Genomic DNA, 23,964 nt, shown 5'->3' with positions numbered 1-23,964 from the left:
TTAAGTGTGAAGGATCACACGAGACATCCATGTACCGAAGATTATCAGATATCCCATTAGAGAGAGAGCCACCATCCACGATGAGTTCTTTGGGACCTCGTCGGTCGATGCCTTGCGGTTGATCGCTAGATACGACGCCACCAGCCCGCAGTAGAAGAATGTGGATATCGGTAGCACAACTCTCCACGTTGAGACTGCAAGGGCGACGTCCAGCTCAATGAGCACAAACCAGAGTGAGCCGAATGCAGCGTTGGCAAGCCAAAGCAGGCATAGAATTCCCATCCATTGTGCGCGTTGAGTGCGCGAGCTTTTTTGCATCAGAGTCGCAAAGTGCAGCGCGGCCCCTGAGAGTAAACCAGCAATTGTCCAGAACATAGCCCCTCCGAGCTTGGGAACACTTGAGGCCAACTTTGGAGTGCCAGCGCCCCTATGTCAACGAAGGCGAGGTTTTGAGCCAAATTCGGGAGTGGTGGGCCAGGCATGCTGCGGCGAGCCCGACAAGGAGGCCATACCAGATGCCGTGTGGGTTGCCTTGAGAATAGAAGTAGGTGACGGTGCCAATTCCGATGACCCAGAAGCTTACGAATGTGGCGCCGAATGCGTAGCGAACGTCTTCGAGGCCGCGCAAGACGCCCATGCCGAGGACTTGGAAGCCGTCGAAGAACTGGAAGAGGCCGGCCACAAAGAGGAACTGAATGGCGAGGGTCTCAACTTCGCCGGTTTGCTCATATATTCGGACGATGAGCTCAGGTTGGGTGATAAGAAAGAGGGCGATGCACGACTGGAAGGCCAGCGTGATGAAGAGGCTTGCGTGCCATGCTCGGCGCGCGCCTGCGATGTCCCCGCGTCCCATGTACGAGGCGATTCGAATGCTCACCGCAAAGGAGAGTCCGAGCGGAATCATGAAGAAAAGGCTCGTAGCGTTGAGGGCGACCTGATGCGCGGCGAGCTCGGTGACGCCGAGGCGACCCATGAGGAAGGTGCAGGCCACGAAGAACCCCATTTCCATGCCGACAGCGCCCGCGAGTGGGATGGCCAGCCTCAGGATTTCACGGAAGAGCCCGAAGTTTGGCCGAGGAAGCGCGACCAATTCGTATTTTTTGTACTTCTTCTTGAGCAGGATATATGCGCCCAACATCACGAAACTTAGCCATGTGAGGCTCGCTGTGGCCCAACCGGCGCCCTCGACGCCAAGTTTGGGAAATCCCCACTCGCCGAGGATTAGCGCGTAGTCGAGGCCTACGTTAAGCGCGGCGGCAATTCCGCCGATGACGACGGACGGTAACGAATCTTCGCAGCCCTCAGTGAAGTTTCTGAGCGTCAGGAATCCGAGATGAGCCGGAACGGTCCAAATCATCACGTTTAGATAGTCCGCAGCGATGCTGGCCGCGAGCGGGTCTTGGCCTGTCAAGAGAATCAGCGGTTCGGCGAAGAAGAGACCCAGGGCGAGCAGGGCGGAGATCACCAATGAAAGCAAGAGGCCCTGGCGCACCACGTGCCCGGCTTGCAACCAGTTTTCGGTGCCGTGAGCCTTTGAGACCAGAGGGCTAATCGCGCCCACGAAGGCCACAACCACGATGGTGATCAGGCTGTAGAAGCCAGTGGCGAGCGCAAGGCCGGCAAGGGCGTCATCGTCCTTCATCCATCCGACCATGACGTTATCCGTCACGACCATGATCAATGAGAGAAAGTGGGCGCCAATGATTGGAATGGCGAGCTTGAGAATGGATAGGATTTCGTGCCGCATGACCCGGACTTACTCGGTGAGATGGCGACCGAGCATCTCTAGGGTGCCCAGATCGTGTACATCCTCGCCGAACATGGGAATGGTGAAGAGGCGGTCGGAGCCGACCTGCCGAGCTAGATTGTCGATGATTCCTCGATTGTGCTCGGAGAGCTTTGTGAGGCGGGCGTAATTGGCGCGAAGGCTCTCGGGTAAACCTTCCACGTTATCGTCTTCGAGGAGCGCACCAAGGGCCTCGATGGTGGATAGGTCGAGGTCTTCCTGATCAAAGCGCGGAATGACGCGATTTAGGACAAAGGCCTCGGCATGTTGGTCGAGGCTTTTGAGTTTTTCGTGGAAAAAGAGTGCCTCTTTGATCCTGCGAGAGTCCGCGCTTGTGATGAGCACAAAACGGGTTTGTGGATCGCGCAAAATGAAGTCGATCATCTCTCCGCGGGTTCGCAAAGCATCTTGGAGAAATGAGAGCGTATCGAAGAAATCGACCAAATCTGTGACGAAGGTTTCGCCGAAGACTTTTCCCAAGAGTCCGAGCACGACGGAACCGGGGTCAAAAACGCGGGTGAAGAGGCCCTTCTTGGCGGTCTTGCTAGGGATAAACCACTTCATGACGCGATCATCGAAGAATTGACGAGCGCGTCCAGGGGTTTGGAGAAAGTCGAGCGCATTCTTGGTGGGCGGGGTGTCGAGCACCACGAGGTCAAAGTAGCCGCCGGTGTAGAGATCGTGGAGTTTATCGAGCGCCATATACTCTTGCATTCCGGCGAGAGCGGAAGAGAGTAGGCGGTAGATATTATTTTCTTTGGACCGAGACAGCGCGCCTTTGTCCGGCGCGTAACGTGCCACTAGATCATCGAGCGTCTGTTGTTGGTCGAGCATCATCGCCCAGAGTTCGCCGCTTTCATCCTCGGTCAAATCGATGCGTTGAGGCTCGTTCGTAAGGGCGTCCAAACCGAGGCTATTGGCGAGCCGTTTTGCTGGGTCAATCGTGAGCACGATGACCTTTCGACCGGCCTGCGCTGCCCGGAGTCCAATGGCTGCACTGGTCGTCGTCTTTCCAACCCCACCTGGCCCTGCACACACGATGAGGCGGGCTGTTTTGACCATGGTGTTGAATCGACTCATTTATGAAGCCAGTGAAGCGGGATCAGGGTCGGTGTTCAGGTGCGACGCCAACTCGTCGACAATATCACGCTCCTTAATTTTGTAGACCATCGGGAGTTCTACAATTTCGCATTTGAGATTTTTGCGGAGCAAGCCGAGATAGATTTGGTCGCGTTTGAACCATTTAAGCGAAAGCTGATTCCCAGCGAGGACCCGAAGTGGGGCGGCCACGGAAGAATCGGCCAGAACCCCCGTTGGGTTGGTTCGAATGCGCAGTCTCATACTCGCTCGCTCAAAATCATCTTCAGCGTCTTCATCAACAGGTCGGTCGTGGACCATATTGACCAAAGTGAGGTCAAGTCCGCGTCCGAGCGTCTTCTTGAGATTCGCGCTGAGCTCGATGGTTTCATTGACGGGCATCTCTTCCGGCAGGCAAATCGCAACAATGGCCGCCCGTGTGGTGGAGGCGATCATGGCGTCCACGTCTTGTGCACGCTTTGCGATGGGTCCAACGCCCTTCATCATGCCGTTGAGCGTTTTCGGTACGCTGAGGAACGTGACGGCATGTCCTGATGCCGGCAAATCCACAACGATATGGTCCCAGTGATTGTCCTTATCATCGAGCAAGGACATGATTTTATCGAGGAGCACGAACTCGCTGACCGAGGGTGCGGAGTCAAAAAACGAGTGGGTTACGCGGTTTTGGGTGATGGCCTTTACGACCCGTTCGCTAGGCAGGTAGCGTGTGAGCGTTTCAACAAGGGATTGTGCGGAACGCAAGTTGATGGCGTGAAGCCCGTGACCTACGTCGATGATGGTGTGTTCGCTCTCAGGGGCGCCTAGAATCACGCTCATCGCGGAATAGGCATCGGTCTCAACGACCAGCACGCGTCGCCCTCTTTTGGCCAGAGCCAGCGCCAGAGCTGCGGTGCAAGTGCTTTTACCCACACCACCTTTACCGGTGACAAATATCAGCCGTTTTTGGTCAAGAGATTCGAGCATAGCCCACGAAACGCGTTAGTCAGCCATTTGATGACACAGAAATCGAACGGGTGCGAGGGTACTCGTGCTAATCGTGGTCTTGCAAGATCGATCGACTTAATTTGATTGGCCGGAGCCACCGGTGGGGCCGTTTGAGCCAAGAGAGAAGCCGCCGGAGCCAGGTGCGCCGAAAGTGATGGTGTTGGAGGAGCCCAGGCTCACGGTTGTGTTCACTCGATAGACGCCGTACGAGGCACCACCGGCACCTCCACCACCATGCCCGCCGTTTCCTCCGTCGCCTCCAGCACCTCCGTTTCCGCCTCTTCCTCCGCGGTCGGTGCAGTCATCGAAGCCAGTCCCTCCGTTTCCGCCTCCGCCCCCGAAGCCACGGTTTCCTCCGCGCCCTCCGTCGCCACCGTTTCCAGCTGAAATCTCTGAGTTTTCAATTGAGATTCCGGTCGAGTTGTAAAGATAGATGCCAAAAGACGCGCCACCGTTAGTACCTCCAGTGCCGCCCGTACCTCTTTGTGCACCTCCACCTCCGCCAGCACCACCGCTTGCAGGACCGTTATTGCAGAAGAAGCAGCCGTGGCCTCCGCCTCCGCCTCCACCACCGCCGCCAGCACCATGCTGCCCGTTGCCGCCGTTGCGTCCTCCGAGCCCTCCCCAGAAGGAGCCTGAGGGTCCTGGCGCACCCGGTAGGCCGTTGGTTCCATTTGCGCCGTCAGCTCCTGGATTTCCATTTCCTCCGTTTCCTCCGCCATCTCCGGAGCCTCCTCCACTTCCGCCCGAGCCGCCAGGTGTTGCGTGGCTTGAGAGAGCTGTTCCGGTGCCGCCGTTTGATCCGTTCGAGGGACTTGATGAGCCACCTTGTCCACCTGCAGCGCCGTTGGCGTTTACTGGTGATTGGCCACCTGCGCCGCCTGGAGCTCCACTACCGTTGGCTGTGCAGTTGGTGATGCGTCCGCCATTGGCGCCGTTTGATCCGTTCGCACCGTCTGAGCCATTCACCCCGTCAATACCGTCTGAGCCAGCGCCAGCATCGATGTCGGCATTTTTGATGGTGAGCCCGTCACAATTATCGCAATGGAGGCCGTAGTTATCCACGCCGGTTCCTGCGGCGTTTGGCGTTACGATATTGATGCGGTCGATGAAGGTCGGGGAGGTGATGTTGGTGCCTCGCAACCCGATGATTCGGCCTGCTGAGACACCGCCGCTGTTGTTGATGGTCGTCTGTTCTGCGGCACCTCGCGACCAGTTTACGGCATTGAACCCGCCGTAGATCGAGACTCCGTTGAGCATCGTGATTGTGCTGCTCGTGTAGGTTCCAGCGGCAACGTACACGTCCTTGTTTTGTGAGCCGGCGATGATGATGCCCGCTTGGATGGTGGACACGGGATCTTCGCGAGTTCCCAGGCCACCGATGCGTCCAAGTGGGGAAACGAAGATTGCGGCTGCAGCGTCGCCGTCAATTCCGTCGCAATTTGTGTCTTGGTAATTATTGTCTGGAAGATCAACGTCTGCAGGGTTTCCAAAACATTGATACTCGCACCCGTTGGTGTTTGGGACAGTACGGTTGTCGTCCAGATCGTACCACGTCGCCTCGCAATCGGACGGCAAGCAAGTTCCGATATCACACGCCACGATCACATTCGGGAACTGGTCGCGACAGCGGTGTACCAGACCCTCTGTGCCGGGAAGATTTCCGCACCCGCCGCAGTTGTCCGGTGTGTTGAAGTCGGTTTCGCAACCTGGCTCGCCCGTACAATCACCCCAGCCTTCGAGGCATTCGCCGTATCCGCACGAGCCTTGAGCACAGGTAGGTACGGCATTGAGTTCGGCTTCCCCTGGGCAAATGTACGCGGGATTAGGGGTGCCAGTGGCTGTGATTGTGCCGCACCCGCCGCAGTTTAGAGGGCTCGTCGTGATCTCGGTTTCGCAGCCATTGGCAAAAAGTCCGTCGCAATCGGATAAGTTCTCAGACGCACATTGCCCGACGCGGCATTGACCCTCAACGCATACGTTGTTCGGCCCACAGTTGTTGATCGAGCCGCACCCACCGCAACGCTCGGTATTGGTAAGAATATTGGTCTCACAGCCAAGCGAGAGCGCCTCACAGTCGGCAAAACCAGCCGCACACGCGATGGTTGACCCGACGATCGGGACTTCGATCTCGTACGATTCCATATCATGATCTACCTCGAAAAGTAGGAACTCCGCGGGAATAGCGGTGTTTGGGGCGTCAGCCGTATAGATCACGCGCACGAAAATCTCGCCGCCCACGGAGATATTGAATGGGCGTTGGAGCTCGGTGACACCCCCGTCGTTGGCGAGTCGGAAGAACTCGAGTTCAAAGAGTTCACTCCTCGGAGTTTCGAGGGTGACGTTTTGAACAAGCATGTTTCGGTCGCTGCCGTTCGCGAGCCTGACGAGTCGCTCTTCAGATTGACCAGGTTCCATATCGCCGAATTCGATGACTTCATCTTGAGTCGGGCATTCGCCTCGGGTTGCAGGGCGAGTTTGCAGAACACAAACTTCGTATCCTTCGTCATTCGTTGGGTCCGCATCTGTCCCGGCGTCATCACCAGAGTCGGTGGTATTGACGTCCGTGGGCATATCTTGGCCCATGTCTATGGGTACCTGAGGCTCACCGGTAGTATCGCCTTCAGCGCACCCGGCGGCAATGAGTACGGCGAGCGCGAAAACGCGGATCAGGGACTGCTTCATACTAGCTCCGACTCTTGGTTATACCTGATTCTTGGGAAGTATTGACCGGAAGTCAACTTCTGTCGGAAATAAGTGCTTCGAGCACGGCGCGCGTTGTGGGCACGCTGAGGCTTTGCCCTATGTATTTGTAGGCCTGTCGCCTCCCGAGGCCGCTGAGGTCGAAATTTGCGGGGAAGTCCAAGAGACCCAAGATTTCGTGAGGAGAAAAAGCTCGAAGCCTGGAATCCGCCTCTCTCAAGAATGAACCCGCGAACATCCATGTCTTGGTATAGGCGGAGGTGAAGACGGCCGTGAGTGCGTCCGGATCATCTGCGTCTACGACGTGCATGCTTTGCCCAAATTTCTCGTGGACATGCTCGGTCAGGTAGAGCTCAGGAGTCGGGGGCAAGAGATAGTCTTTCAAAGGTGTCTTGACGGCGTCACCGGCTTGGATCTTGGGCTCGAATCCGCGATGCGCGGCGAGTAAGAACCGAGGGCGACGATTGGGAACGCCGAATTCTGACGGGCAGAGGATCGTCTCGTGCCAGGTGTAGTCAGGGGCGAGGCACTCGAGGAGGAGCTCGTGGGCTCTTGAACCCTTGAACCCCTCTACGTTTTCAAAACCAATGGCGGTCGGCTTTAGCGCCGAGATCAACTCGAGAGATCTTAGAAAACTCGCCGAGCGTGGGTCATCAACATCGTGTTGATTTCCCCGCACGGTATGGGGCTGACAAGGCGGTGAAAGCCACCAGCAATCGGCCTCGAGTTTTTCCAGAAACGCAGGTGAAATGCCCTCGATGTTTTGCTGAAAAGTGGGGTGCGACCAGTTTTTGGCATAGGTTTGCAGGACGTGAAGACTCGCGTCTACGGCCCCTACAATCTGCATCTGTGCAGGTTTAGCGGCTGCGACACCTCCGATTCCTGCAAAGAGTTCGAGAACCTTCATAGCGGCTCGTCTTGCGAACCCACGCGCCGGACCCAGGTTTTGGAAATATCGAGCCCGTCGCCTTTTTCCTGACCCTCCCCGAACTCGATCAAATCACCGGGTGGAAGGCGGCGGAAAACTTCGTTCTCGCCTTTGACGCGAGACTCAGGAGCGACGAGCGGTAAGCGGCCTTCTGGACCACAAGCGAGGTACCTGAGCCGGCCCTTGGTGTGTAGCGGCTCGGAGACGATTCGGTACGCGTCCCTTTTCTGAGGTGTCTGAGTCAGAACCAGGTACGAAAAGGCGAGCCGTGTGCGGTCAATGCCGGAAAGATTGCTGATTTTCTGAATGTAGACCGGAGGCTCCCAACTCAGGCTTGTGTGGCACCAATCGTTGTCCTGAAGGGCAGGGCAGGGGCCTTGATATGTGCACGGTGCGACCACTGATGCACCTGATGCAATGACTTGGTCTCGGACTCGGTGGAGCGTTCGCGACGTTTCCTTAAGGGCAGGCTCGATAATCACGAGCTTCCCGTTAGGCTTGAGCCGCTTCAACACCGAGTCTACGAAGTCGACAAGGAGTTGGTCGCGGTTTGGGTCGTGCGTGAAGAGTTCGTTGAGCACATGGCCGAGCAAGATGAGGTCGAATTGCTCCGTACTATCCATGAACTCGAGGTCCAATGTGCTTGTGTTGAGCGTGCTTCCATTGAGCCGTGGTCTGAGTAGCTCTTGGAGGGCTTTAAGGGCATCGGAGGCGTGGTCGAGTGCCGTGAGATGGATAGACACGCCGTTGCGATTGGCGAGGTCCAGCGCAGCGGCAGAGCACGAGCCACCACCGGCTCCCAAGTCCAATACTTTTGCGCCATCCTCAAGCTCAACGGCGTGGCCGAGCACGGTGGCGGCGTGCAAGTAGGTCATTGGCCACCAGAAGGTTTGGTAAGCCTCTCGAAGGAGTTGGGTGTTGAGATACGCCGTGCCGACGAGTTGGCGCTCTTTGATCAGACCGTCCGAAACTTGTTTGACTGCGTCAACTAGCGCGAGTGGTGGTGTGCGGTCCGCGTGGTCGGTTCCGAGCCATCGGCTTAGTTCGCGGGTGTAGATTGGATTCATCTGGAGCTCAGGTGATGAGGTGGTGTTCGCGCATTTTGCGCCAGAGCGTGGAGCGCGACATGCCGAGAAGGTCCGCGGCTTCGGACTTGCGCCCGTTTGAGCGGGCAAGTGCGTCCAGAATTTGGTCGCGTTCGGCGTGATTCTGTCCGAAAGGCTGCGTCGGAGTGGGCGCCTCGCCGCGAAGTTCAGGCGTCATGCAGCCGATCTCGAGAATTGGCCCTTCGCCAATGGCGAAGGCGTATTCGATCACATTTCGGAGCTCACGAACGTTTCCGGGCCATTCATGTTCGAGTAGCAGTTCCATCGCATCACGCCGGATACCCTCGATCTGGCGATGCCCCTGCCGATTGAACTCGTCGATAAAGTACCAGGTGAGCGCCTCAACATCCCCTTCGCGCTCGGCGAGCCTCGGAATAAAGATAGGAACGACTCGGATGCGATACATGAGGTCGTTTCGGAAGCGCCGCTGCTGCACCGCTTCGCGCAGAGACTGGTGCGTGGCCGAGATGATTCGAACATCGACGCTAACAGGGTCGGTGCCGCCCAGCGGAATGAAGGTCTGCTCCTGAATCACACGAAGTAGGCGCGCCTGAATATCGAGCGGAATCTCAGCGACTTCATCGAGGAAGATCGTGCCCTGGTGCGCTGTCTGAAAAAGACCTTTTCGGTCGCGGATTGCGCCGGTAAACGCGCCTTTGACGTGGCCAAAAAGCTCGGAAGCAAGGAGTTCCGGTGTGAGCGTGGCGCAGTTGATGGCGTTAAATCCCTTGTTAGACCTAGGGCTTAGCTCGTGGAGAGCTTTGGCGATATGCTCTTTGCCAGTTCCCGACTCACCTCGAATCAGCACGGCTGCTTCGGAGCGTGCAGCGCGCCGCACGATCTCGAAGAGGTCGAGCATATGCGGCGAAACCGTGATGAGTCCGAAGAATTCATGTGGCTTGTTTTCGGGGTGTTTGTAGATTCGCTGCAAGGTGGTCTCCTGATGCGTCAGAGCATGAGATGTGCCATGGTACGGGCCCCGGAGGTGGTATGCAATTCTGGTCGAATTTGGAAGCAGAACTTGAACTCGGACGCTACGTTTGGCTGGCGATGGTGGTCTCCAACACGAGACACTCGCCTGGAACGTGGGGCGCACGAATGTTCGTTTCCCAGACGGGAGAAATGCAAGGCACCATCGGTGGCGGCTCAATGGAGGTGGAGCTTGTGAGTCAGGCCCGGGAAGCGATTCGGCAGAGGCAAGCGCCGCAGATCGAAACTCTCGTTCATCGGAAATCAGGGGAAGGCAAAAAGTCCGGTATGATTTGTGCCGGGGAGCAGACCAATTTGACTATGGTCCTTGGACCGGAACACCTCGGTACGATATCCGATCTCGCGCTCTTGGAGCTCGAAGATCGCCCCGGCGTTCTGCGAATCGACTCAGATGGTTGCTTTGAAGTGGAGATGACAAGTCAGGACAGGCCGCTCTTTTCCTTGGATATTCAGGCAGAGTCTTGGGCGTATTCCGAGAGGATCTTTCAGTGGAAACGCATTGCGATTATGGGAGGAGGGCATTGTGGCTTGGCGCTCTCGGAGGTCATGAACCGACTTGGCTACGTGGTGAGTATTTTTGATACGCGTGCAAACCTGCCGACGATTCAGGACAATCTTTGGGCGCGTTGGCTGGAGGTGGTTCCTGATTACGCTGATGCGGCGGGAAAGCTCAACTACGCGCCGTTCACTCATGTGGTGGTGATGACCACGGATATGGCAGGGGATATCGAGGCTCTTTGGGGTGTTTGGAAATCTGGGCGTCCTTTTCCTTATGTGGGTGTGATGGGAAGCGCGGCAAAGATTCGAAAGATTCGTCAGACGCTGATTGAACGCGGTGTTTCTGAGGAGTTTTTGGATTCGCTTAGAGCGCCGATAGGGCTGAAGATGAAGAGCAACCGTCCCGAGGAGATCGCGATCAGCGTGGCTGCGGAAATCTTGCAGTTGAGGGACACGCTCTTTGACGAAGTAAAGTGGCCAGAAGCAGCGCAGACTTAGAGCCCAAACACGGTCCGAGCATTCTGGGTGGTGATTTGAGCGACTTCAGCGTTTGAGAGGCCGAGCAGTTCTGCCACGACCTCGACCACACGCGTGAGTCTTGGGAGGCGATTGGGCCCTTCTTCGAGTGGATGAGGTGGTTGATAGGGCGCATCCGTCTCGATGAGCAGTCGATCCAACGGCGTGGCTTTGCACGCTTTTGGGACGCGTTTGGCATGGGTCCAAGTGACGGCGCCGCTGTATGAAATGTAGAGGTTTTCGCGCACGTATTCGGCCACCATTTCAGCGCTTCCGGAATACGAGTGCATGATGCCAGGCGTGTTCTTTCTGCACGGATGAGATTTCCAGAGTTCCAGGAATCGGCCGTGGGCGTCTAAACAATGGATGATGGGCGGAAGTCCAGTTTCGGCAGCGATATCGAGTTGTTCCAGAAAGATTCTCTCTTGTCGTGCGCGGGCGTCGGGATCCGAATCCCATCGCCAGTCGAGCCCGAGCTCGCCAATGGCACGGGCCCCAGAGGAACGAATCAGGTCAGGCAAGCTCTTGAGCGCGTCGGAGGCCTCAGCGTCAGTCAACTCCCGCACGCATTGCGGGTGGATTCCAAGTCCGAAGTAGATGCCCGTGTGGGCGCGAGCTATCTCGATGCACGCCTGCCAGTTGAACGGCGAAACGGCCGGTAACATGAATTCATGTATGCCGGCCGCTCTTGCTTGTTCGAGTTCAGTCTCGAGGTCTTCTAGGACATCAAGGTGTGCGTGTGTTTCAAAGAGTTCCATCTAAGTCTTCGTGAGCGTGTCCACAGCCTTCGCTGTAAGGCAGGTCATCGAAGAAGTATTCCGGATCGACCGTGGAGCGCAAGTAGTGAGATCCAGCTTTGAGGTCCACGTGGAAGTGGTTGTCGTGATCGGAGTTAAAGTTCGGCGTGAGCACGATGTTGAAGATGCGACGCTCGTGCATTTGCCGTCCGATGTAGTGCAGAACCTGAGCTTTGTGGGTCGTTGGGCTGCTGGTGTTGTGCTGCCAATCACGCTCGAGCGAGTAGTTTGTGCCGTCAACTCCGACGAATTCCCAGAGGTCGATGGCGTGTCCGTAGGAGTGCTGGCTGAGGCTCGATGAGCCCGAGATATTGCGGCAATTGAAGGTTCCGATGTGCTTGACCTTGTTGATGTTCTTCTCTTTGAGAACGTCTCCAAGTCGGTGCAGGGCGAGCGCCATATCGCAGGTCATGTTCATGGTGCCTGGGCTCGTGTCCAAGTACTGATAGGTTACGCCATTGATAGGGCCTGTGATGGTGATCGGCTCCTCAACGGTGCATGACGAGCCGCCTGCTGATTGCGTGGAGTACGACCAGTTGCGGTAAGGGATTCCGAGCTGGTCGAGCTGCTGCTTACATGCGGTATCGGAGTTTGGGTTTTCCGGCGCGACGCCTTCGATGGTGAAGGCATGGACGCTGGAAGCTTCGCCACGGCCGCCACCGACGGTGCCTTGGAATACTTCGCGCTCGCCTTCGAACTCGACTTCGATCACGAAGGGAACGGACTCACCGCCGTTGTAGTTGACGGCCCAGATTTCATAAGTTCCTGGCGTGGCGAAGTCGCCCCAGACCACGGATTCACCGAATGGGCTTTGCTCTTGTTCACAACGTCCGGCGATACATCCATCTTGTGTGAACTCGCCGCCATCCGAGGAAACTCGGTTTCGGTAGTAGAGCTCTTCGTTTCTCGGTGTGACGACGTGAAGGTCGAGGTCCAGTGCGGTCTCCCAGCTGAGCGTGATTCGGAAAGCGCCAGCTTTCGTGCAGAGGTTTGTGCCCGAGACACAAGCTTGTCCTGCGCCGCAAGTGGTGCCGTCTTCACATTGTCCACCGGTTGCAGCGGACGGGCTTGGGCTAGGTGTTGAGCCGTTGTCGCCACCGTTGGCAGGTGAGCCATCTCGGTTGGGGTCGTTCGTGCGATTTGGCGTTTTGCCAGCATTCGGCGCTAGGTTGGTCGGAGAAGCTCCAGGGTTCATGAGCTGTGGTTCTTCTCCGCAACCAAATGCGAATGTCGAAGCGAGAATTGCGGCGGCGATATATGTGGCTTTCATAACTACCTCGTAGGGTTCAGGTCCTCGGGTCTAGTCTATTACAAGGTGCGTGCCACTGTATCTGGGTGATGTGTTAAGTCTTTGTTTTGATTGTTTAATTAGGTTGTGTGGTGGTGTGGGTGCGTGTGGGGGGCTGTGTGGGTATGTGACAGGGTGGCACACGCAAGGGGGGTGAGGCCCGGGGTCAAGTGTGTGGGGACAAAAGACCCATGCGGCCCAGATACGGCTAGAAGAAGATATTGACCGAGACCACAAGCACGACGAGGAAGAGAACGCTAAGGGTGGTTCCGGCCTTGAGGAAGTCCTTGACTCGGTAGTTTCCTGGCCCCATGAGAAGGGCGTTGACCTGGTGAGTCGGCAGAAGAAACGCGTTTGAGACTGCAATGGCCACAATCAGGCCAAACTGAGCCGGGTTCGCCCCGATGCCGACCGCTACGTTGGCTGCCAATGGAACGAGGAGCACCGTGGCACCTACATTGGAGATGGTCAGCGAGAAGACCGTGGCCAAAAGCGCGATGGTCAATTGCATGCCCCAAATCGGCAGGTCACCCGCGGCCGAAATCACACCCTGTGCAATCCACTGAGCCGTTCCGGTAGTCTCAACAGCTTGGCCAAGCGGAATTAGGGCAGCCAAGAGAAAGACGGTCTTCCATGACACTGAGCGATACGCTTCATCTGGGCTCAAGGTCTTGGAGACGAGGATGATCACAACACCCACCATAAGTGCGAGTGAGAGTTTGAGCGTACCAGAGATGACAAGGGTGAGCGCGATGGCAAAGGCAGCCAGTGCCCACCACGTCTTTTCGGGTTTGGAGGTCTCGTCTGGGACATCAGAGATGATGACCAAGTCGCGTCTCTCAGCGAGCACCGAGAGTTGTTCCCATGGCGCAAAGACAACGAGGACGTCACCACCCTGAAGAACCTCATTTCTCAAGTCTCCGCGGACCGACTCGCCTTGGCGATGAATGCAGAGAAGCGTGACGCCGTATCGTTTTCTGAGCCTCAAGTCCCGGACTGTCTTTCCAAGCGCGTCGGCGCCGGGTCGTATCACGAGCTCGGCGATACCAGCGCGTTCTGGGTCGTGGAAGAGTTTGAATGGGTTTTCACTATGGGACTTCAATGCGGATTCTTGTGCGAAGCGAGCAAGGTCCTCATCATCGCCCACCAGCCCGAGCACCATGTTGGCCTTGATGATGAACTCCATGGGCAGAGCCAACTCGAGGCCGTTTTCTTCGCTGAATGCCGCGACGAGGAATACGCCGTGGACATCAGCTTCAATTTCCCCGACGGACTTGCCGACGAGAGCGCTTGTCGCCTCAACCTTCCACGGCTCGATCTGATCTTGGATTCCATAGAGGTGTTGGAGGTTGGTCTTGTCTTGAGTGGAGTCCGACTTTTGATTGGAGGGGAGCAACCATTTTCCGAAAATCGCGAATAGGGCGATGCCGGATGCTGAGAGAGCGAGGCCGATCGGGGTTGGTGTAAAGAGCCCGAGGGGCTCAATCTCGATGCCAAGGTTTTTGGAAGATGCCGCGAGCAAGTCGTTCAAAAGGATGAGAGGCCCTGATGCGACGAGCGTAATCGTTCCGCCGAGGATCGCTGCAAACCCCATGGGCATAAGCATCCTGGACACCGGAATGCCCGTTCTCTCTGCCATCCTTTCGGTGACCGGCAAGAAGAGCGCAGCCGCCCCGATATTTTGCATGAACGCGCTAATTCCGGCGACAGACGAAGAGATCAGGGTGATGATGCGGCCTTCTCCGGTTCCACCAATCTTCAGTAGAAACGCTGCTACTTTCTTCATGACGCCCACGCGATCGAGCGCCGCGCCTAAGATCATGACCGCGATGATCGAGATGACCGCGTTTGATGCGAATCCAGCAAAGAGCTCCTTAGGGCCCACCAATCCCGTGAGTCCGACCACCACCATCACGATGATGGCGGCGACATCGATCCGAACGATCTCGGTGACAAAGAGCAAAATGGCTCCAGCCAAAATCCCGAGTACCAACATCATTTCAAAGGTAAGTGCATCCATATCAGTCCCATTCCAAAAGAGTCGCGTGCATCTATTGCGAGGGTTGTGCCACATCATGTTTGTTGGAGGATCGCCAGGTTCTATGAGCCCGATCGCAATTTCTCCCTGATTCGGGCCACCCCAAAAACGTTGCCACATGAAACATGCGTTGCAACGCGACTTCGAGGTTGACCCCATTTTTAGGGTGTCGGATCGTCTCTACACCCAAATTCGGAGATTTCCATGCGTTTTATCCATCCTGAACACGACGAATCTCTCGAGCTCTCGCTCGACGACGTCTTTATCTTGCCGGGCTTTTTCTCGGGCCGTTCGCGCACAGCGGTTGACCTTACACCCCCCGATTTCCCGGGTGGATCGCACCCTATCGTGTCCGCCAACATGAACGCTGTCACGGGAAAGCGCCTGGCCGAAACCATGGCCCGTTATGGAGGATTGGGGGTATTGCCTCAGGACATGAGCCCTCAGACGGTGGAGCGAATTGTCCAGCACATCAAGTCGGCACCGGTACACTTCGATACGCCTCTCGTGGTCACGCCTGAAGCAACATTACGAGACGTGCAGGGAATCATCCGGAAACGCGCTCACGGCATGGTGGTTGTGGTGGATTCGGACCATAGACCCTTAGGCGTGGTGACGCATTCTGATTTGCGCGACCGAGACCAGTACACCACGGTCGCCGACGTGATGAGCGCAGATTTACTCACGATTTCTGATTCGACAGCAAACCGAGAAGCCTTCTTGCTTATGGAGCAGGGCAGGGTCAAGGCCGCCCCCGTTGTGAACCAAGATGGCCGGCTCTGCGGCATTCTGAGCCGCGAAGATGCTGTTCGTTTCGAACTCCTAAAGCCCAGCCTCGATGCCTCGGGGCGTCTTATGGTCGCGGCCGCGGTGGGAATCTCCTCAAAGGCAGCGGAGCGGGCGAAAATGCTCATCGAGATGGGTGTTGACGTCCTTGTTTTGGATACTGCTCACGGCCATCAGGCTCGCATGTTGGAAGTAGTGGCCGAGATTCGGGCCATCACCGATCTGCCGATCGTGGCAGGAAACGTGTGTACCGCGGAAGGTGCGCACGACCTCATCAAGGCAGGCGCCGACGTCATCAAAGTCAACGTGGGCCCGGGGGCCATGTGTACGACAAGGATGCAAACTGGCGCTGGGCGACCAACCTTCAGCGCGGTTCGCGCTTGCGCAGACGCCGCTAAAGCCCTCGGAAAACACGTCTGGGCAGACGGCGGCGTGCGTCATCCTCGCGATGTGGCACTTTATCTGGCTGCCGGAGCCTCTCGTGTGATGATCGGCACTGGTTTGGCGGGTACTTGGGAGAGTCCCGGGGACCTCAGAGAAGACGCTGAAGGGTTCCTCTACAAAGAGAATTACGGCATGGCCAGCGCGCGAGCCGTCCACGACAGGAGCGCAGAAATCGACGCGTTCGAAAAGGCGATGAAAGGCTACTTCCGCGAAGGAATCTCCACATCGCGTATCTATCTCAAGGAAGGACACGAGAGCGTGGGCGATATTCTGGTAGATAATATCACGGGTGTTCAATCCGCATTCACCTACGCAGGCGCGCTCAACTGGGCAGAATTTCAAGAGAGGGTGGTTGTGGGCGTTCAAACCCAGGGCGGATTCCGGGAAGGAACGCCGCACGGACGAGTCAGGAAATAGACTCAGTCGGTCTCAGGAGACCAGTCGCCCGAGTACGAATTGTCTTTGGTTACTACAGGCCCCGCTTTGACGATCGCGGCACATGAGGTGGATTGCGCCCCGTATTTAAGGTCGCTCGCTTCCTGCGAGTCGTGATCCGCAAAGTGCAGAAGAGATGAACCACGCGTAGCTTTTACTGGCTTGGTGGTCTTCGATTTTTGGGTTTTCTTGGTCGCCATATATTCATTCTCCGATTTGGACTTGCGGCTAAATTTGAGGACCTAGTGTGACCCGAGCGCTGGATTGGTGCAAGTAGGACAGGTACTAAAACCTCTCGGCTACCGAGTGCTCCCAAGGGATGCGAATCCAGTCCGGGCAGTTTCCGGTCTCAAAAGAGTTTTCAGGCACCACAGGGTGCAGTTCTGCATAGGTCTTGATAGTCGATTCGTCGATGCGGCGCATCAGAAGCTCAGCTGGGACGTCTCGAGGATCTTTTAGGCCCGCACACGCCGCTAGCTCCAGGAAACTGTGCACAGTCGCTTTATGGTAGCGATAGACGCGATCGGACTTGAGCGTTGGGTCGAGCCCAATCCAAAGGGCTCGGTTTTGGGTCGCAACTCCTGTTGGACACACATTCGAGTTACACCGAAGCGCCTGAATACAACCGAGCGCGAGCATAAACCCACGTGCCGAGTAGCAGGCGTCTGCCCCAAGGGCGAGCGCGCGGAAAATGTGGAAGCCTGTGACGAGCTTTCCTGCCGCGATGAGGGTGATTTCTTTGCGAATGCCGGCTGCCCTCAACGTGTTATGAACAAGCTTTAGGCCCTCTCTAAGCGGCATACCCACCGAGTTCGAGAACTCGAGCGGAGCAGCTCCGGTGCCACCTTCTTTGCCGTCGATGGTGATGAAATCTGGTTTAATCCCGGTTTGGAGCATGGCCTTGACGATGGACGCGAATTCCTCTGGGCGTCCAACACAGAGTTTAAAGCCGACCGGCTTTCCGCCGCTGAGTTCTCTGAGTTGAGCGATGAAATTGCAGAGCTCGATGGGGTTTGTGAATGCCCGGTGTGTTGGGGGCGAGAGCACGTCCTTGCCGATCTCGACGCCGCGGATCTGAGCGATTTGTGCGTTCACTTTGGCGCCAGGCAGGATGCCGCCATGGCCGGGTTTTGCACCTTGTGAGAGCTTTATCTCGATCATCTTGACCGTCTCTCGGGCCGCATTCTTCTTAAACATCTCGGGATTAAAATCGCCTTCGAGCGTTCGGCATCCGAAGTACCCCGTGCCGATTTGCCAGATGAGATCGCCGCCGGGCTCGTCGTGGTAGGGGCTAATGCCTCCTTCGCCCGTGTTATGGGCAAATCCCCCCTTTTTTGCTCCGGCGTTCAACGCCACAACAGCCGTGGGGGAGAGCGCCCCGAAGCTCATGGCCGAGACATTGAAGAGTGAGAGGTCGTAAGGTTGTGTGCAGTCTCGTCCGCCGACTCTAACCGTGGGAGCGTCGTGTGGGGCCTGAGTCGCGTTTAGCGAGTGGTTGACCCACTCGTAGCCGGGTTCGTAGACATCGTGCTGAGTTCCAAAGGGCACCGTGTCGAGCTCGGATTTTGCCCTCTGGTAGACCACCGAGCGCTCCTCACGACTCAGAGGACGACCTTCGGTGTCCATCTCAATGAAATATTGTTGGATTTCAGGCCGGATTGACTCGAGCAGGTAGCGCCCATGCCCGAGGATCGGAAAGTTCCGGAGGATCGTGTGTTCCTTTTGCATTGAGTCGTGAAAACCCAGCACGAGGATCGGCCCGAGAATCACCATGGACCAAAGGACCTTCGGCTCGAAATAGGCCGCCAGTGAAATCGTGACGATGACTAAGAACGCGATGAAAAAGAACCACTGACGAACCATGAGAAACCCGCAATATCAGGAATTCTAGATGTCATACCCAAAGGCTGGGGTCGGTGTCCAGCTTGGCGGAGGTTGCGCAGGGTGTGCGGGACTGCTATTTAGCGGCCCATAAGGAGGTTGACCATGATTCGATCATTAGCACTCGTACTCGTTTTGGCCATGAGTTTTGGCTGCGACAACAACAAACAAGCCGCGAAAGCGGATGCCCAGGCACCTCAAGAGACCAAAGAGGCCGCTAAGGTAGAAGAGCCCGCGGCTGCAGAACCGGCCGAGGCAAGAGAAACTGAACCCACAACGGCCCCGGCCACGGAGGAAAACGTGTCAGATGCACTCATGAACCCAGCGCTCGCAAACGAGCAGGCTCCTGATCAGTACAAAGTGAAATTCGATACCACCAAAGGAACGTTTGAGGTGGAAGTGTACAGAGACTGGGCACCACAAGGCGCAGATCGATTCTACAACCTGGTCAAAATCGGGTTCTTCAATGATATCGCGTTCTTCCGAGTCCTCGAGGGATTCGTGGCGCAGTTCGGCATCCACGGCAACCCAAAGGTCATGGAAAAGTGGCGCGAAGCACGTATTCAAGACGACGCAGTCAAGCAGTCCAACGCTCGAGGCACGCTCGTCTTCGCAACCGCAGGGCCTAACACCCGCACCACCCAGCTCTTCATCAATTTCGGAAACAACGCGAACCTCGACCAAATGGGTTTCTCACCGTTTGGTAAAGTGGTCTCGGGCATGGAAGTTGTTGATAGCCTTTACAAAGAGTACGGCGAAGGCGCTCCGCGTGGCCGTGGACCAGACCAAGGACGCATTCAGCGCGAAGGCAATGCCTACCTCAAAGAAATGTTCCCTGACCTTGACTTCGTAAAGACCGCGACGATTGTTGAGTAAGGTTGGAAGCCTCCAACCCCGGAGGCTTTATGGACTTCAAATCAATCCCCGAGCGAGTCGGTCGCTCCATCGATAACACAAGTTGGTGGATCTTAGGTTTCTTGGCGGCTTGGCTTGCGCTCGCGCCGTGGCCACTCGGGCCTGAGCCACACCTTGTTGAGAAATTCGGCATGCTTTCTAGGGGCGAACTCACCCGGCCTATCGACATCTTCGATGTCTTCTACCACAGCATTGGGCTCTTTGTGGTGGGCATCAAGGCATGGAGAGCCTCTAGGCGACCCGACTCTGGAACGACCTGATCAACGCCGCCACCGCTTCGGCATCTTCGAGATGAACATGGTGTTTGCCGGGTAGCGTCTCAATCTGCAGATTCTCGATGGATAAGATCCGGGGTTTGCTAAGTTCTTCAGGGAACGCAAGTCCATCTTCGGCCTTAATCAAAAGGGTGGGGCATTTGATTTGATTCAAGAATGCGAGCACGTGGTACTCTGTCAGGCGCAACAAGCTGGTGTCTTTCAAAGCTTCGTCGTGAGCAAACCAATACTCGTCTGAACCTGCCACGACGCGGTCCACAAGGCGCCTTGCATCCGCCTCAGAGATGCCTGGCCGTGTGGTCTGAACCGCCTTCACCATGGGGTCGACGGAGGGATATTTCCTGGGCGGTTTTGTCTGACTAGAAAGTGCCCTTCGTAGCGTGTCGGGAGCATCTTCGGCCGCTGTACTCAAAGGTCCAAGGCCCTCGATCAACACGAGGGAGTCGACCTGGATATCCGGTGCACAGGCTGCGACAAGCGCTGCTATGCCCGCGCCAAGAGAGTGGCCAATCAAGTGAAACCGTTGAGCGCCCCGGGCTTCTAGTTCACGCATCACGTGTACGGCGTCTAGGACCCACTCGAGTATGAAGTACGAAGCACCCACACGGTGGTCCGAGCGGCCGTGACCGGCGAGGTCTAGCGCAAACAAGTTCAGACCCTCTTCCATCAACCCCACAAAACTCGCCGAGTTGTCCAGCCATCCATGAAAAGCGAGGCAAACCTCGTCCCCGATGGCAGTATTAGTCAGGCCTGATAGTTTCAAACCACGACACGTCACGTCCCAATCTTGGAGTTCCATCAGGTCACCGTTTTCGCGTGAATTTTGAGAGGGCCTTTGCGTGTTTGCGATTGTGAAGCCAAGAGCCCACGGTGGCAAAACTCAAGAGCCCCGTAATCACGATGATCGCCCATGAGACACCTGTTTTTATATCTTTACGAATCACTGAGCGGCCCGGAGAATCGGGGTCGTAGTAGATGAGCACGGTTTCCGACCCGTCCTTCTCTTTTCGGACCAGCCTTTGGATATCTTCAGCGTCGTCCGTGAGCTTGGTAAGGTCGTTGTCTCCGCTGTATTTACGGTTCCCAACCTTGTACTCGTACTTTAGAGATTGGGTCTTTGGGCCGCGGTCGTGTTTCTCTTCGGCTCGGGACTTTACGAGAGCCCGGGTGGAGCGAAAAGACTGAACTTCGTCAGCGAGTTGAATGGTTTCAATCGAGGCGGGGAGGGCGCTCATCGCGAGTATGATCGCCACAAAAAACGAAACTATCGGGACGAGTTTTCCCATCGCTCGACTTCACTCTTCTTCGGGTAGAATTGGTTTTGTCCCGGGCTCGTGTCGGGTCATCTTGTCCAGAAGGTCGATGACGATTGATTCCACGTCTCCTCGGTTCGGAAGACTCGCCATCATTCCGTACATGGCGGCCGTGCGATTCGGCAGGCCACCGTCCATACCCATAATCTTGGTGCCGAGCTCGGTGGCTTTGGTGGCGACGGGTCCGGGAAGGATCTTCAAAGCGCCTTTCATGAGCATGTTTCGGCGTCGCTCTTTCTTTGCGGCCTCTGGGTCATAGGTGGACCGCGCTGCCGCCACCGCGTCCTCGAGATCGCTCAAAAATTCATCAGCCGCTTCGATATGTCCGAAGTTTAAGGTGAGGTGCAGCGAGTCTGGGTCCTGCTGTCGGTCCATATGCCACCCTTTGGCCGACATATTATCACCAACTTCGTAGATATTGACGTCTGCCCGGTCCGACACAATGCACATCACACTCATGTGTGGGGTGCCTGGGACTCGAATGCCAGGAATCGCGTTGATGCCGTCTCGAATCTTGTCGCGAGCCTGCATGACCTTCTGCGCGATCTCGCGATACCCGTCGAATCCCAGGCGATGCATGATAGCCCACGCCGCAGCGATCGCTCCGCCAGGGCGAGTTCCCGTCATGGTGGGGGAAACGTAGATTCCACCTGGCCAGTCGGTGTAGGCGAAGTACTGGTACTTTCGTAGCTCAGGGCTATTGTACATCACCAGCGATGCGCCTTTTGCGGCATAACCGTACTTGTGAAGGTCCGCAGAAATCGAGGTAACGCCCGGCACCGAGAAGTCAAAGGGTGGCACTTCGTATCCGAGATCGCGAACGAAAGGCAGCATCATGCCGCCTACACACGCGTCAACGTGGCAGAGAATGCCCTTCTTGGAGGCTAGCCGCGCGATGTCTTGGATGGGATCAACCACGCCCTGCGGGTATTGAGGCGCCGAGGCTACCAGGAGCACAGTTCGCTTGTTGATCGCCTTGCGCATGGCCGAAACACTTGCTTTGAAGTCTTTGTCCACCGGCACACGCGCGATCTTCACGTCAAAATAATGAGCGGCCTTATCAAAAGCTGGATGAGCCGAGGTTGGGACGACCATTTCAGGTTTCTTAATGCCGCGATCTCGTCCCCATTCACGCGCCGTCTTGACGGCCATCAGAATCGACTCGGTGCCGCCTGTCGTAAGGTTGCCTACCGTGTAGTCGTTTCCGCCGAGGAGGCGTGTCGCCATGCTCACAACCTCGTTTTCCATGCGTTTTAAGCTTGGAAAAGCCGTTGGATTTAGGGCGTTTTCGGAAAAATACGTGGTATAGGCTTCCTTGAGGAATTGGGAGATCTCATCTCCCGCATGAAAAACCAAACACCAGACGCGCCCATCTTCCCATTGCACATCTTCTTTCTTAAGATCTCGCATTGCATCGAGAACTTCGTTTGACGAACGTCCTTTTCTGGGCAAACTCTTCATGCCAACCTCCTTAGCTCATGGCAGCCGCGGTGAGGGCGACAGGGTCGTCACTCTTGGCGCGTCTGTCAACGTAAGATGCCAGGACTTTAAGATGCCAAAACTATTCGCCGATCTTCATAACCATCCCGGTTTTTACACTTTTAACCGCCTCAGGAATCATCCCGAAGAAGATGACCCGTCCAAGTTCAACCCGTGGTTTGTGCCGCAGGACGAGGATTTAGGCGCGATGGAGAAGGGAGAGCGCGGTAGAAGCTACGCCCAGGCGGACGTTCCTAAACTCCTAAAATCCGGCACCCGACTGGTCTTCATGTCGTCCTGCCCAATCGAAAAAGGGTTTTTCTGGGGGCATATGAACGAGAGCGGAGAGCGCCATCCTTTTGTGCTCGAGGCGATGAAATTGATGAGTGGGCTGACCTTCCTTGAAGGCGGGGTGAATCTGCTTCGTGGAGACGGTAAGGCCGCACTGGGGGCGGCAACGCGCGTACTTGCGAACCGAGGTCCTTTAAGGAAATTCGTTCAGAAAGTTTTCATGCGATACGGTATGAAACGCATCACCTTCCTCGCCTCGGACGCCTACGATTACTGGTCCGAATTTCTGCTCGAGTACGAGTTTTTCCGGAGTAAATCCGGCGTTCGACAGAGTGGGGAAGTGCGTTGGCGCGAGGACGGAGTGGACAAGAAGGAGAGCGTGACTGGGCGCTACCAAATGATTCGCTCATCTGACCAACTCACCAGTGTGATTGAGCTTTCCGACGATGTGGGCCTGATTCTGACCATCGAGGGGGCCTATGTGTTTAGCATTGGTCCAAGCGGCAAACCCGTGAGCCCTGAGTTGATGTTCGAGAGAATCGAGACCCTCAAAACGCTTGAGTTTCCTCTCTTCTTCATCACCTTGGCCCACCACTTCGACAATGGAATCTGTGGGCATGCCCATAGCGTGCCGGATGCAGCGGGTCTCGTGATGGACCAAACGCCCCGTCTCAACGAAGGATTCGAAAGGAAGGGGGATTTGGGCCTAAAGGTTACGCGCAAACTTCTCGGGATCGACGAAGATTTGAACGACCTCGATGAGCGTCGAATCCACATCGACTGCAAACATATGAGCGCTCAGACTCGCAAGGAGTACTATGCTGAGATCATTGAGCCTTATAACGAGAAGCATCCTAAGCGCCCGATCCCTGTGATTGTAAGCCACGGCGCGTATTCTGGTGTTGCAACCCTCGACGAGCTGATCGCCGCGGCGCCCAACGAATCCGACAATCACCATTCGCCGCCTTTCTACGCCTGGAATATCAACCTTGCCGATGAGGATGTGACGATGGTTTGGAAGAGCAAGGGCTTGATAGGTCTTGTGTTTGACCAACGCGTGTGCGGGGTGCCTCCACGTGCAAGCGTACCCGACGACATGTGGGCCGATGTGGTGATGCGCCAGATCTTTGCGTTGGTGGATGTGGTGATGGCGGACGACCGACTCAAGGCGTCCCAGAAGGCGTCCATCTGGGATTGTATCTGCATCGGATCTGATTTTGACGGGATGATCGATCCACTCTCAAGATATGCCACGGTGCTAGATTTCGATCTTTTTGAAGAAGACCTGCGCAAGGTGCTTCAACGCTACGCACATACCCGAATGATCGAGAAGATCGGTGTGGATAAGCTCGTCGAGAAGATTGCGTGGAAGAACGCCTACGAGTTCGCGCTACGCAACTTTCCTTCTTAAGT

Annotated in this window: 21 protein-coding genes; 5 read left to right on the top strand and 16 right to left on the bottom strand. The window is 56.2% G+C overall.

Going from position 1 to position 23,964, the window contains the following annotated elements:
* From FRD01_RS05275 to FRD01_RS05240, 8 genes are all read right to left on the bottom strand, one after another.
* Nucleotides 1–375, bottom strand: a complete 375-nt coding sequence (locus tag FRD01_RS05275) for a hypothetical protein (protein ID WP_146958299.1) — start codon at nt 373–375, stop codon at nt 1–3.
* 52 nt (nt 376–427) lie between these two features.
* Entirely contained in the window at nt 428–1,747 is a 1,320-nt protein-coding gene (locus tag FRD01_RS05270; RefSeq protein WP_146958297.1) for an MATE family efflux transporter, read from the bottom strand.
* A gap of 9 nt (nt 1,748–1,756) precedes the next feature.
* A complete protein-coding gene (locus FRD01_RS05265) occupies nt 1,757–2,866 on the bottom strand; it encodes an ArsA family ATPase (RefSeq protein ID WP_146958295.1) in 1,110 nt (369 codons plus the stop codon).
* Nucleotides 2,867–3,847, bottom strand: a complete 981-nt coding sequence (locus FRD01_RS05260) for an ArsA family ATPase (protein WP_146958293.1) — start codon at nt 3,845–3,847, stop codon at nt 2,867–2,869.
* A gap of 96 nt (nt 3,848–3,943) precedes the next feature.
* A complete protein-coding gene (locus FRD01_RS24610) occupies nt 3,944–6,553 on the bottom strand; it encodes a hypothetical protein (protein ID WP_146958291.1) in 2,610 nt (869 codons plus the stop codon).
* Between the two features lie 52 nt (nt 6,554–6,605).
* Complete coding sequence (locus tag FRD01_RS05250) at nt 6,606–7,478, bottom strand: DNA cytosine methyltransferase (RefSeq protein WP_146958289.1); 873 nt, start codon at nt 7,476–7,478, stop codon at nt 6,606–6,608.
* Nucleotides 7,475–8,566 carry a small ribosomal subunit Rsm22 family protein gene (locus FRD01_RS05245; protein WP_146958287.1) on the bottom strand — a complete coding sequence of 364 codons (1,092 nt, stop codon included), beginning with the start codon at nt 8,564–8,566 and terminating at the stop codon, nt 7,475–7,477. The genes FRD01_RS05250 and FRD01_RS05245 overlap by 4 nt, the downstream gene beginning before the upstream one ends.
* 7 nt (nt 8,567–8,573) lie before the next feature.
* Nucleotides 8,574–9,536, bottom strand: a complete 963-nt coding sequence (locus FRD01_RS05240; RefSeq protein WP_249756033.1) for a sigma-54 interaction domain-containing protein — start codon at nt 9,534–9,536, stop codon at nt 8,574–8,576.
* A 59-nt stretch (nt 9,537–9,595) separates the two neighbouring features.
* Here FRD01_RS05240 and FRD01_RS05235 point away from each other — a divergent pair, with 59 nt between their 5' ends.
* Entirely contained in the window at nt 9,596–10,591 is a 996-nt protein-coding gene (locus FRD01_RS05235) for an XdhC family protein (protein ID WP_249756032.1), read from the top strand.
* Here FRD01_RS05235 and FRD01_RS05230 read toward each other — a convergent pair.
* From FRD01_RS05230 to FRD01_RS05220, 3 genes are all read right to left on the bottom strand, one after another.
* A complete protein-coding gene (locus FRD01_RS05230; protein ID WP_146958283.1) occupies nt 10,588–11,367 on the bottom strand; it encodes a TatD family hydrolase in 780 nt (259 codons plus the stop codon). The two genes, FRD01_RS05235 and FRD01_RS05230, sit on opposite strands and share 4 nt — an antisense overlap.
* Nucleotides 11,354–12,676 (bottom strand): extensin family protein, encoded by a 1,323-nt coding sequence (locus tag FRD01_RS05225; RefSeq protein ID WP_146958281.1) that lies wholly within the window; start codon nt 12,674–12,676, stop codon nt 11,354–11,356. The genes FRD01_RS05230 and FRD01_RS05225 overlap by 14 nt, the downstream gene beginning before the upstream one ends.
* A 226-nt stretch (nt 12,677–12,902) precedes the next feature.
* Entirely contained in the window at nt 12,903–14,714 is a 1,812-nt protein-coding gene (locus FRD01_RS05220) for an SLC13 family permease (protein WP_146958279.1), read from the bottom strand.
* Between the two features lie 222 nt (nt 14,715–14,936).
* Between FRD01_RS05220 and FRD01_RS05215 the strand changes: the two genes are divergently transcribed.
* A complete protein-coding gene (locus FRD01_RS05215) occupies nt 14,937–16,379 on the top strand; it encodes a GuaB1 family IMP dehydrogenase-related protein (RefSeq protein WP_146958278.1) in 1,443 nt (480 codons plus the stop codon).
* Nucleotides 16,380–16,381: 2 nt separating this feature from the next.
* On the opposite strand, the gene FRD01_RS05210 is transcribed toward FRD01_RS05215, so the two are convergent.
* Both FRD01_RS05210 and FRD01_RS05205 read right to left on the bottom strand, forming a co-directional pair.
* Entirely contained in the window at nt 16,382–16,597 is a 216-nt protein-coding gene (locus tag FRD01_RS05210) for a hypothetical protein (RefSeq protein ID WP_146958276.1), read from the bottom strand.
* Between the two features lie 85 nt (nt 16,598–16,682).
* Nucleotides 16,683–18,260, bottom strand: a complete 1,578-nt coding sequence (locus FRD01_RS05205) for an FMN-binding glutamate synthase family protein (RefSeq protein WP_146958274.1) — start codon at nt 18,258–18,260, stop codon at nt 16,683–16,685.
* A gap of 123 nt (nt 18,261–18,383) precedes the next feature.
* Here FRD01_RS05205 and FRD01_RS05200 point away from each other — a divergent pair, with 123 nt between their 5' ends.
* Nucleotides 18,384–19,154 (top strand): peptidylprolyl isomerase, encoded by a 771-nt coding sequence (locus FRD01_RS05200; RefSeq protein WP_249756031.1) that lies wholly within the window; start codon nt 18,384–18,386, stop codon nt 19,152–19,154.
* A 29-nt stretch (nt 19,155–19,183) separates the two neighbouring features.
* Nucleotides 19,184–19,453, top strand: coding sequence for a hypothetical protein (locus FRD01_RS05195; RefSeq protein ID WP_146958272.1), 270 nt, complete (start codon nt 19,184–19,186; stop codon nt 19,451–19,453).
* On the opposite strand, the gene FRD01_RS05190 is transcribed toward FRD01_RS05195, so the two are convergent.
* The 3 genes from FRD01_RS05190 to FRD01_RS05180 are packed head-to-tail and all read right to left on the bottom strand — an operon-like array spanning nt 19,425 to nt 22,242.
* Complete coding sequence (locus FRD01_RS05190) at nt 19,425–20,267, bottom strand: alpha/beta fold hydrolase (protein WP_146958270.1); 843 nt, start codon at nt 20,265–20,267, stop codon at nt 19,425–19,427. The genes FRD01_RS05195 and FRD01_RS05190 overlap by 29 nt on opposite strands.
* A gap of 4 nt (nt 20,268–20,271) precedes the next feature.
* Nucleotides 20,272–20,754 (bottom strand): DUF3592 domain-containing protein, encoded by a 483-nt coding sequence (locus FRD01_RS05185; protein WP_146958268.1) that lies wholly within the window; start codon nt 20,752–20,754, stop codon nt 20,272–20,274.
* A gap of 9 nt (nt 20,755–20,763) precedes the next feature.
* Nucleotides 20,764–22,242 carry a pyridoxal phosphate-dependent decarboxylase family protein gene (locus FRD01_RS05180; RefSeq protein WP_146958267.1) on the bottom strand — a complete coding sequence of 493 codons (1,479 nt, stop codon included), beginning with the start codon at nt 22,240–22,242 and terminating at the stop codon, nt 20,764–20,766.
* Nucleotides 22,243–22,333: 91 nt separating this feature from the next.
* Between FRD01_RS05180 and FRD01_RS05175 the strand changes: the two genes are divergently transcribed.
* Nucleotides 22,334–23,962, top strand: a complete 1,629-nt coding sequence (locus FRD01_RS05175) for an amidohydrolase family protein (RefSeq protein ID WP_146958265.1) — start codon at nt 22,334–22,336, stop codon at nt 23,960–23,962.
* Nucleotides 23,963–23,964 lie beyond the last annotated feature (2 nt).

Source organism: Microvenator marinus, assembly GCF_007993755.1.
Lineage (GTDB): Bacteria > Myxococcota_A > Bradymonadia > Bradymonadales > Bradymonadaceae > Allomicrovenator > Allomicrovenator marinus.
The sequence above is the reverse complement of the archived record's forward strand: the minus strand, read 5'-3'. Positions and strand labels throughout refer to the sequence as shown.

What these genes read in the sequence shown, in the direction of transcription:
- FRD01_RS05230 (WP_146958283.1), bottom strand. Translation starts at nt 11,367, where the DNA reads ATGGAACTCTTTGAAACACACGCACACCTTGATGTCCTAGAAGACCTC.
- FRD01_RS05175 (WP_146958265.1), top strand. Translation starts at nt 22,334, where the DNA reads ATGCCAAAACTATTCGCCGATCTTCATAACCATCCCGGTTTTTACACT.
- FRD01_RS05200 (WP_249756031.1), top strand. Translation starts at nt 18,384, where the DNA reads ATGATTCGATCATTAGCACTCGTACTCGTTTTGGCCATGAGTTTTGGC.
- FRD01_RS05250 (WP_146958289.1), bottom strand. Translation starts at nt 7,478, where the DNA reads ATGAAGGTTCTCGAACTCTTTGCAGGAATCGGAGGTGTCGCAGCCGCT.
- FRD01_RS05235 (WP_249756032.1), top strand. Translation starts at nt 9,596, where the DNA reads ATGCAATTCTGGTCGAATTTGGAAGCAGAACTTGAACTCGGACGCTAC.
- FRD01_RS05245 (WP_146958287.1), bottom strand. Translation starts at nt 8,566, where the DNA reads ATGAATCCAATCTACACCCGCGAACTAAGCCGATGGCTCGGAACCGAC.
- FRD01_RS05215 (WP_146958278.1), top strand. Translation starts at nt 14,937, where the DNA reads ATGCGTTTTATCCATCCTGAACACGACGAATCTCTCGAGCTCTCGCTC.
- FRD01_RS05265 (WP_146958295.1), bottom strand. Translation starts at nt 2,866, where the DNA reads ATGAGTCGATTCAACACCATGGTCAAAACAGCCCGCCTCATCGTGTGT.
- FRD01_RS05225 (WP_146958281.1), bottom strand. Translation starts at nt 12,676, where the DNA reads ATGAAAGCCACATATATCGCCGCCGCAATTCTCGCTTCGACATTCGCA.
- FRD01_RS05260 (WP_146958293.1), bottom strand. Translation starts at nt 3,847, where the DNA reads ATGCTCGAATCTCTTGACCAAAAACGGCTGATATTTGTCACCGGTAAA.
- FRD01_RS05205 (WP_146958274.1), bottom strand. Translation starts at nt 18,260, where the DNA reads ATGGTTCGTCAGTGGTTCTTTTTCATCGCGTTCTTAGTCATCGTCACG.
- FRD01_RS05190 (WP_146958270.1), bottom strand. Translation starts at nt 20,267, where the DNA reads ATGGAACTCCAAGATTGGGACGTGACGTGTCGTGGTTTGAAACTATCA.
- FRD01_RS05275 (WP_146958299.1), bottom strand. Translation starts at nt 375, where the DNA reads ATGTTCTGGACAATTGCTGGTTTACTCTCAGGGGCCGCGCTGCACTTT.
- FRD01_RS05180 (WP_146958267.1), bottom strand. Translation starts at nt 22,242, where the DNA reads ATGAAGAGTTTGCCCAGAAAAGGACGTTCGTCAAACGAAGTTCTCGAT.
- FRD01_RS05195 (WP_146958272.1), top strand. Translation starts at nt 19,184, where the DNA reads ATGGACTTCAAATCAATCCCCGAGCGAGTCGGTCGCTCCATCGATAAC.
- FRD01_RS05210 (WP_146958276.1), bottom strand. Translation starts at nt 16,597, where the DNA reads ATGGCGACCAAGAAAACCCAAAAATCGAAGACCACCAAGCCAGTAAAA.
- FRD01_RS05270 (WP_146958297.1), bottom strand. Translation starts at nt 1,747, where the DNA reads ATGCGGCACGAAATCCTATCCATTCTCAAGCTCGCCATTCCAATCATT.
- FRD01_RS24610 (WP_146958291.1), bottom strand. Translation starts at nt 6,553, where the DNA reads ATGAAGCAGTCCCTGATCCGCGTTTTCGCGCTCGCCGTACTCATTGCC.
- FRD01_RS05185 (WP_146958268.1), bottom strand. Translation starts at nt 20,754, where the DNA reads ATGGGAAAACTCGTCCCGATAGTTTCGTTTTTTGTGGCGATCATACTC.
- FRD01_RS05220 (WP_146958279.1), bottom strand. Translation starts at nt 14,714, where the DNA reads ATGGATGCACTTACCTTTGAAATGATGTTGGTACTCGGGATTTTGGCT.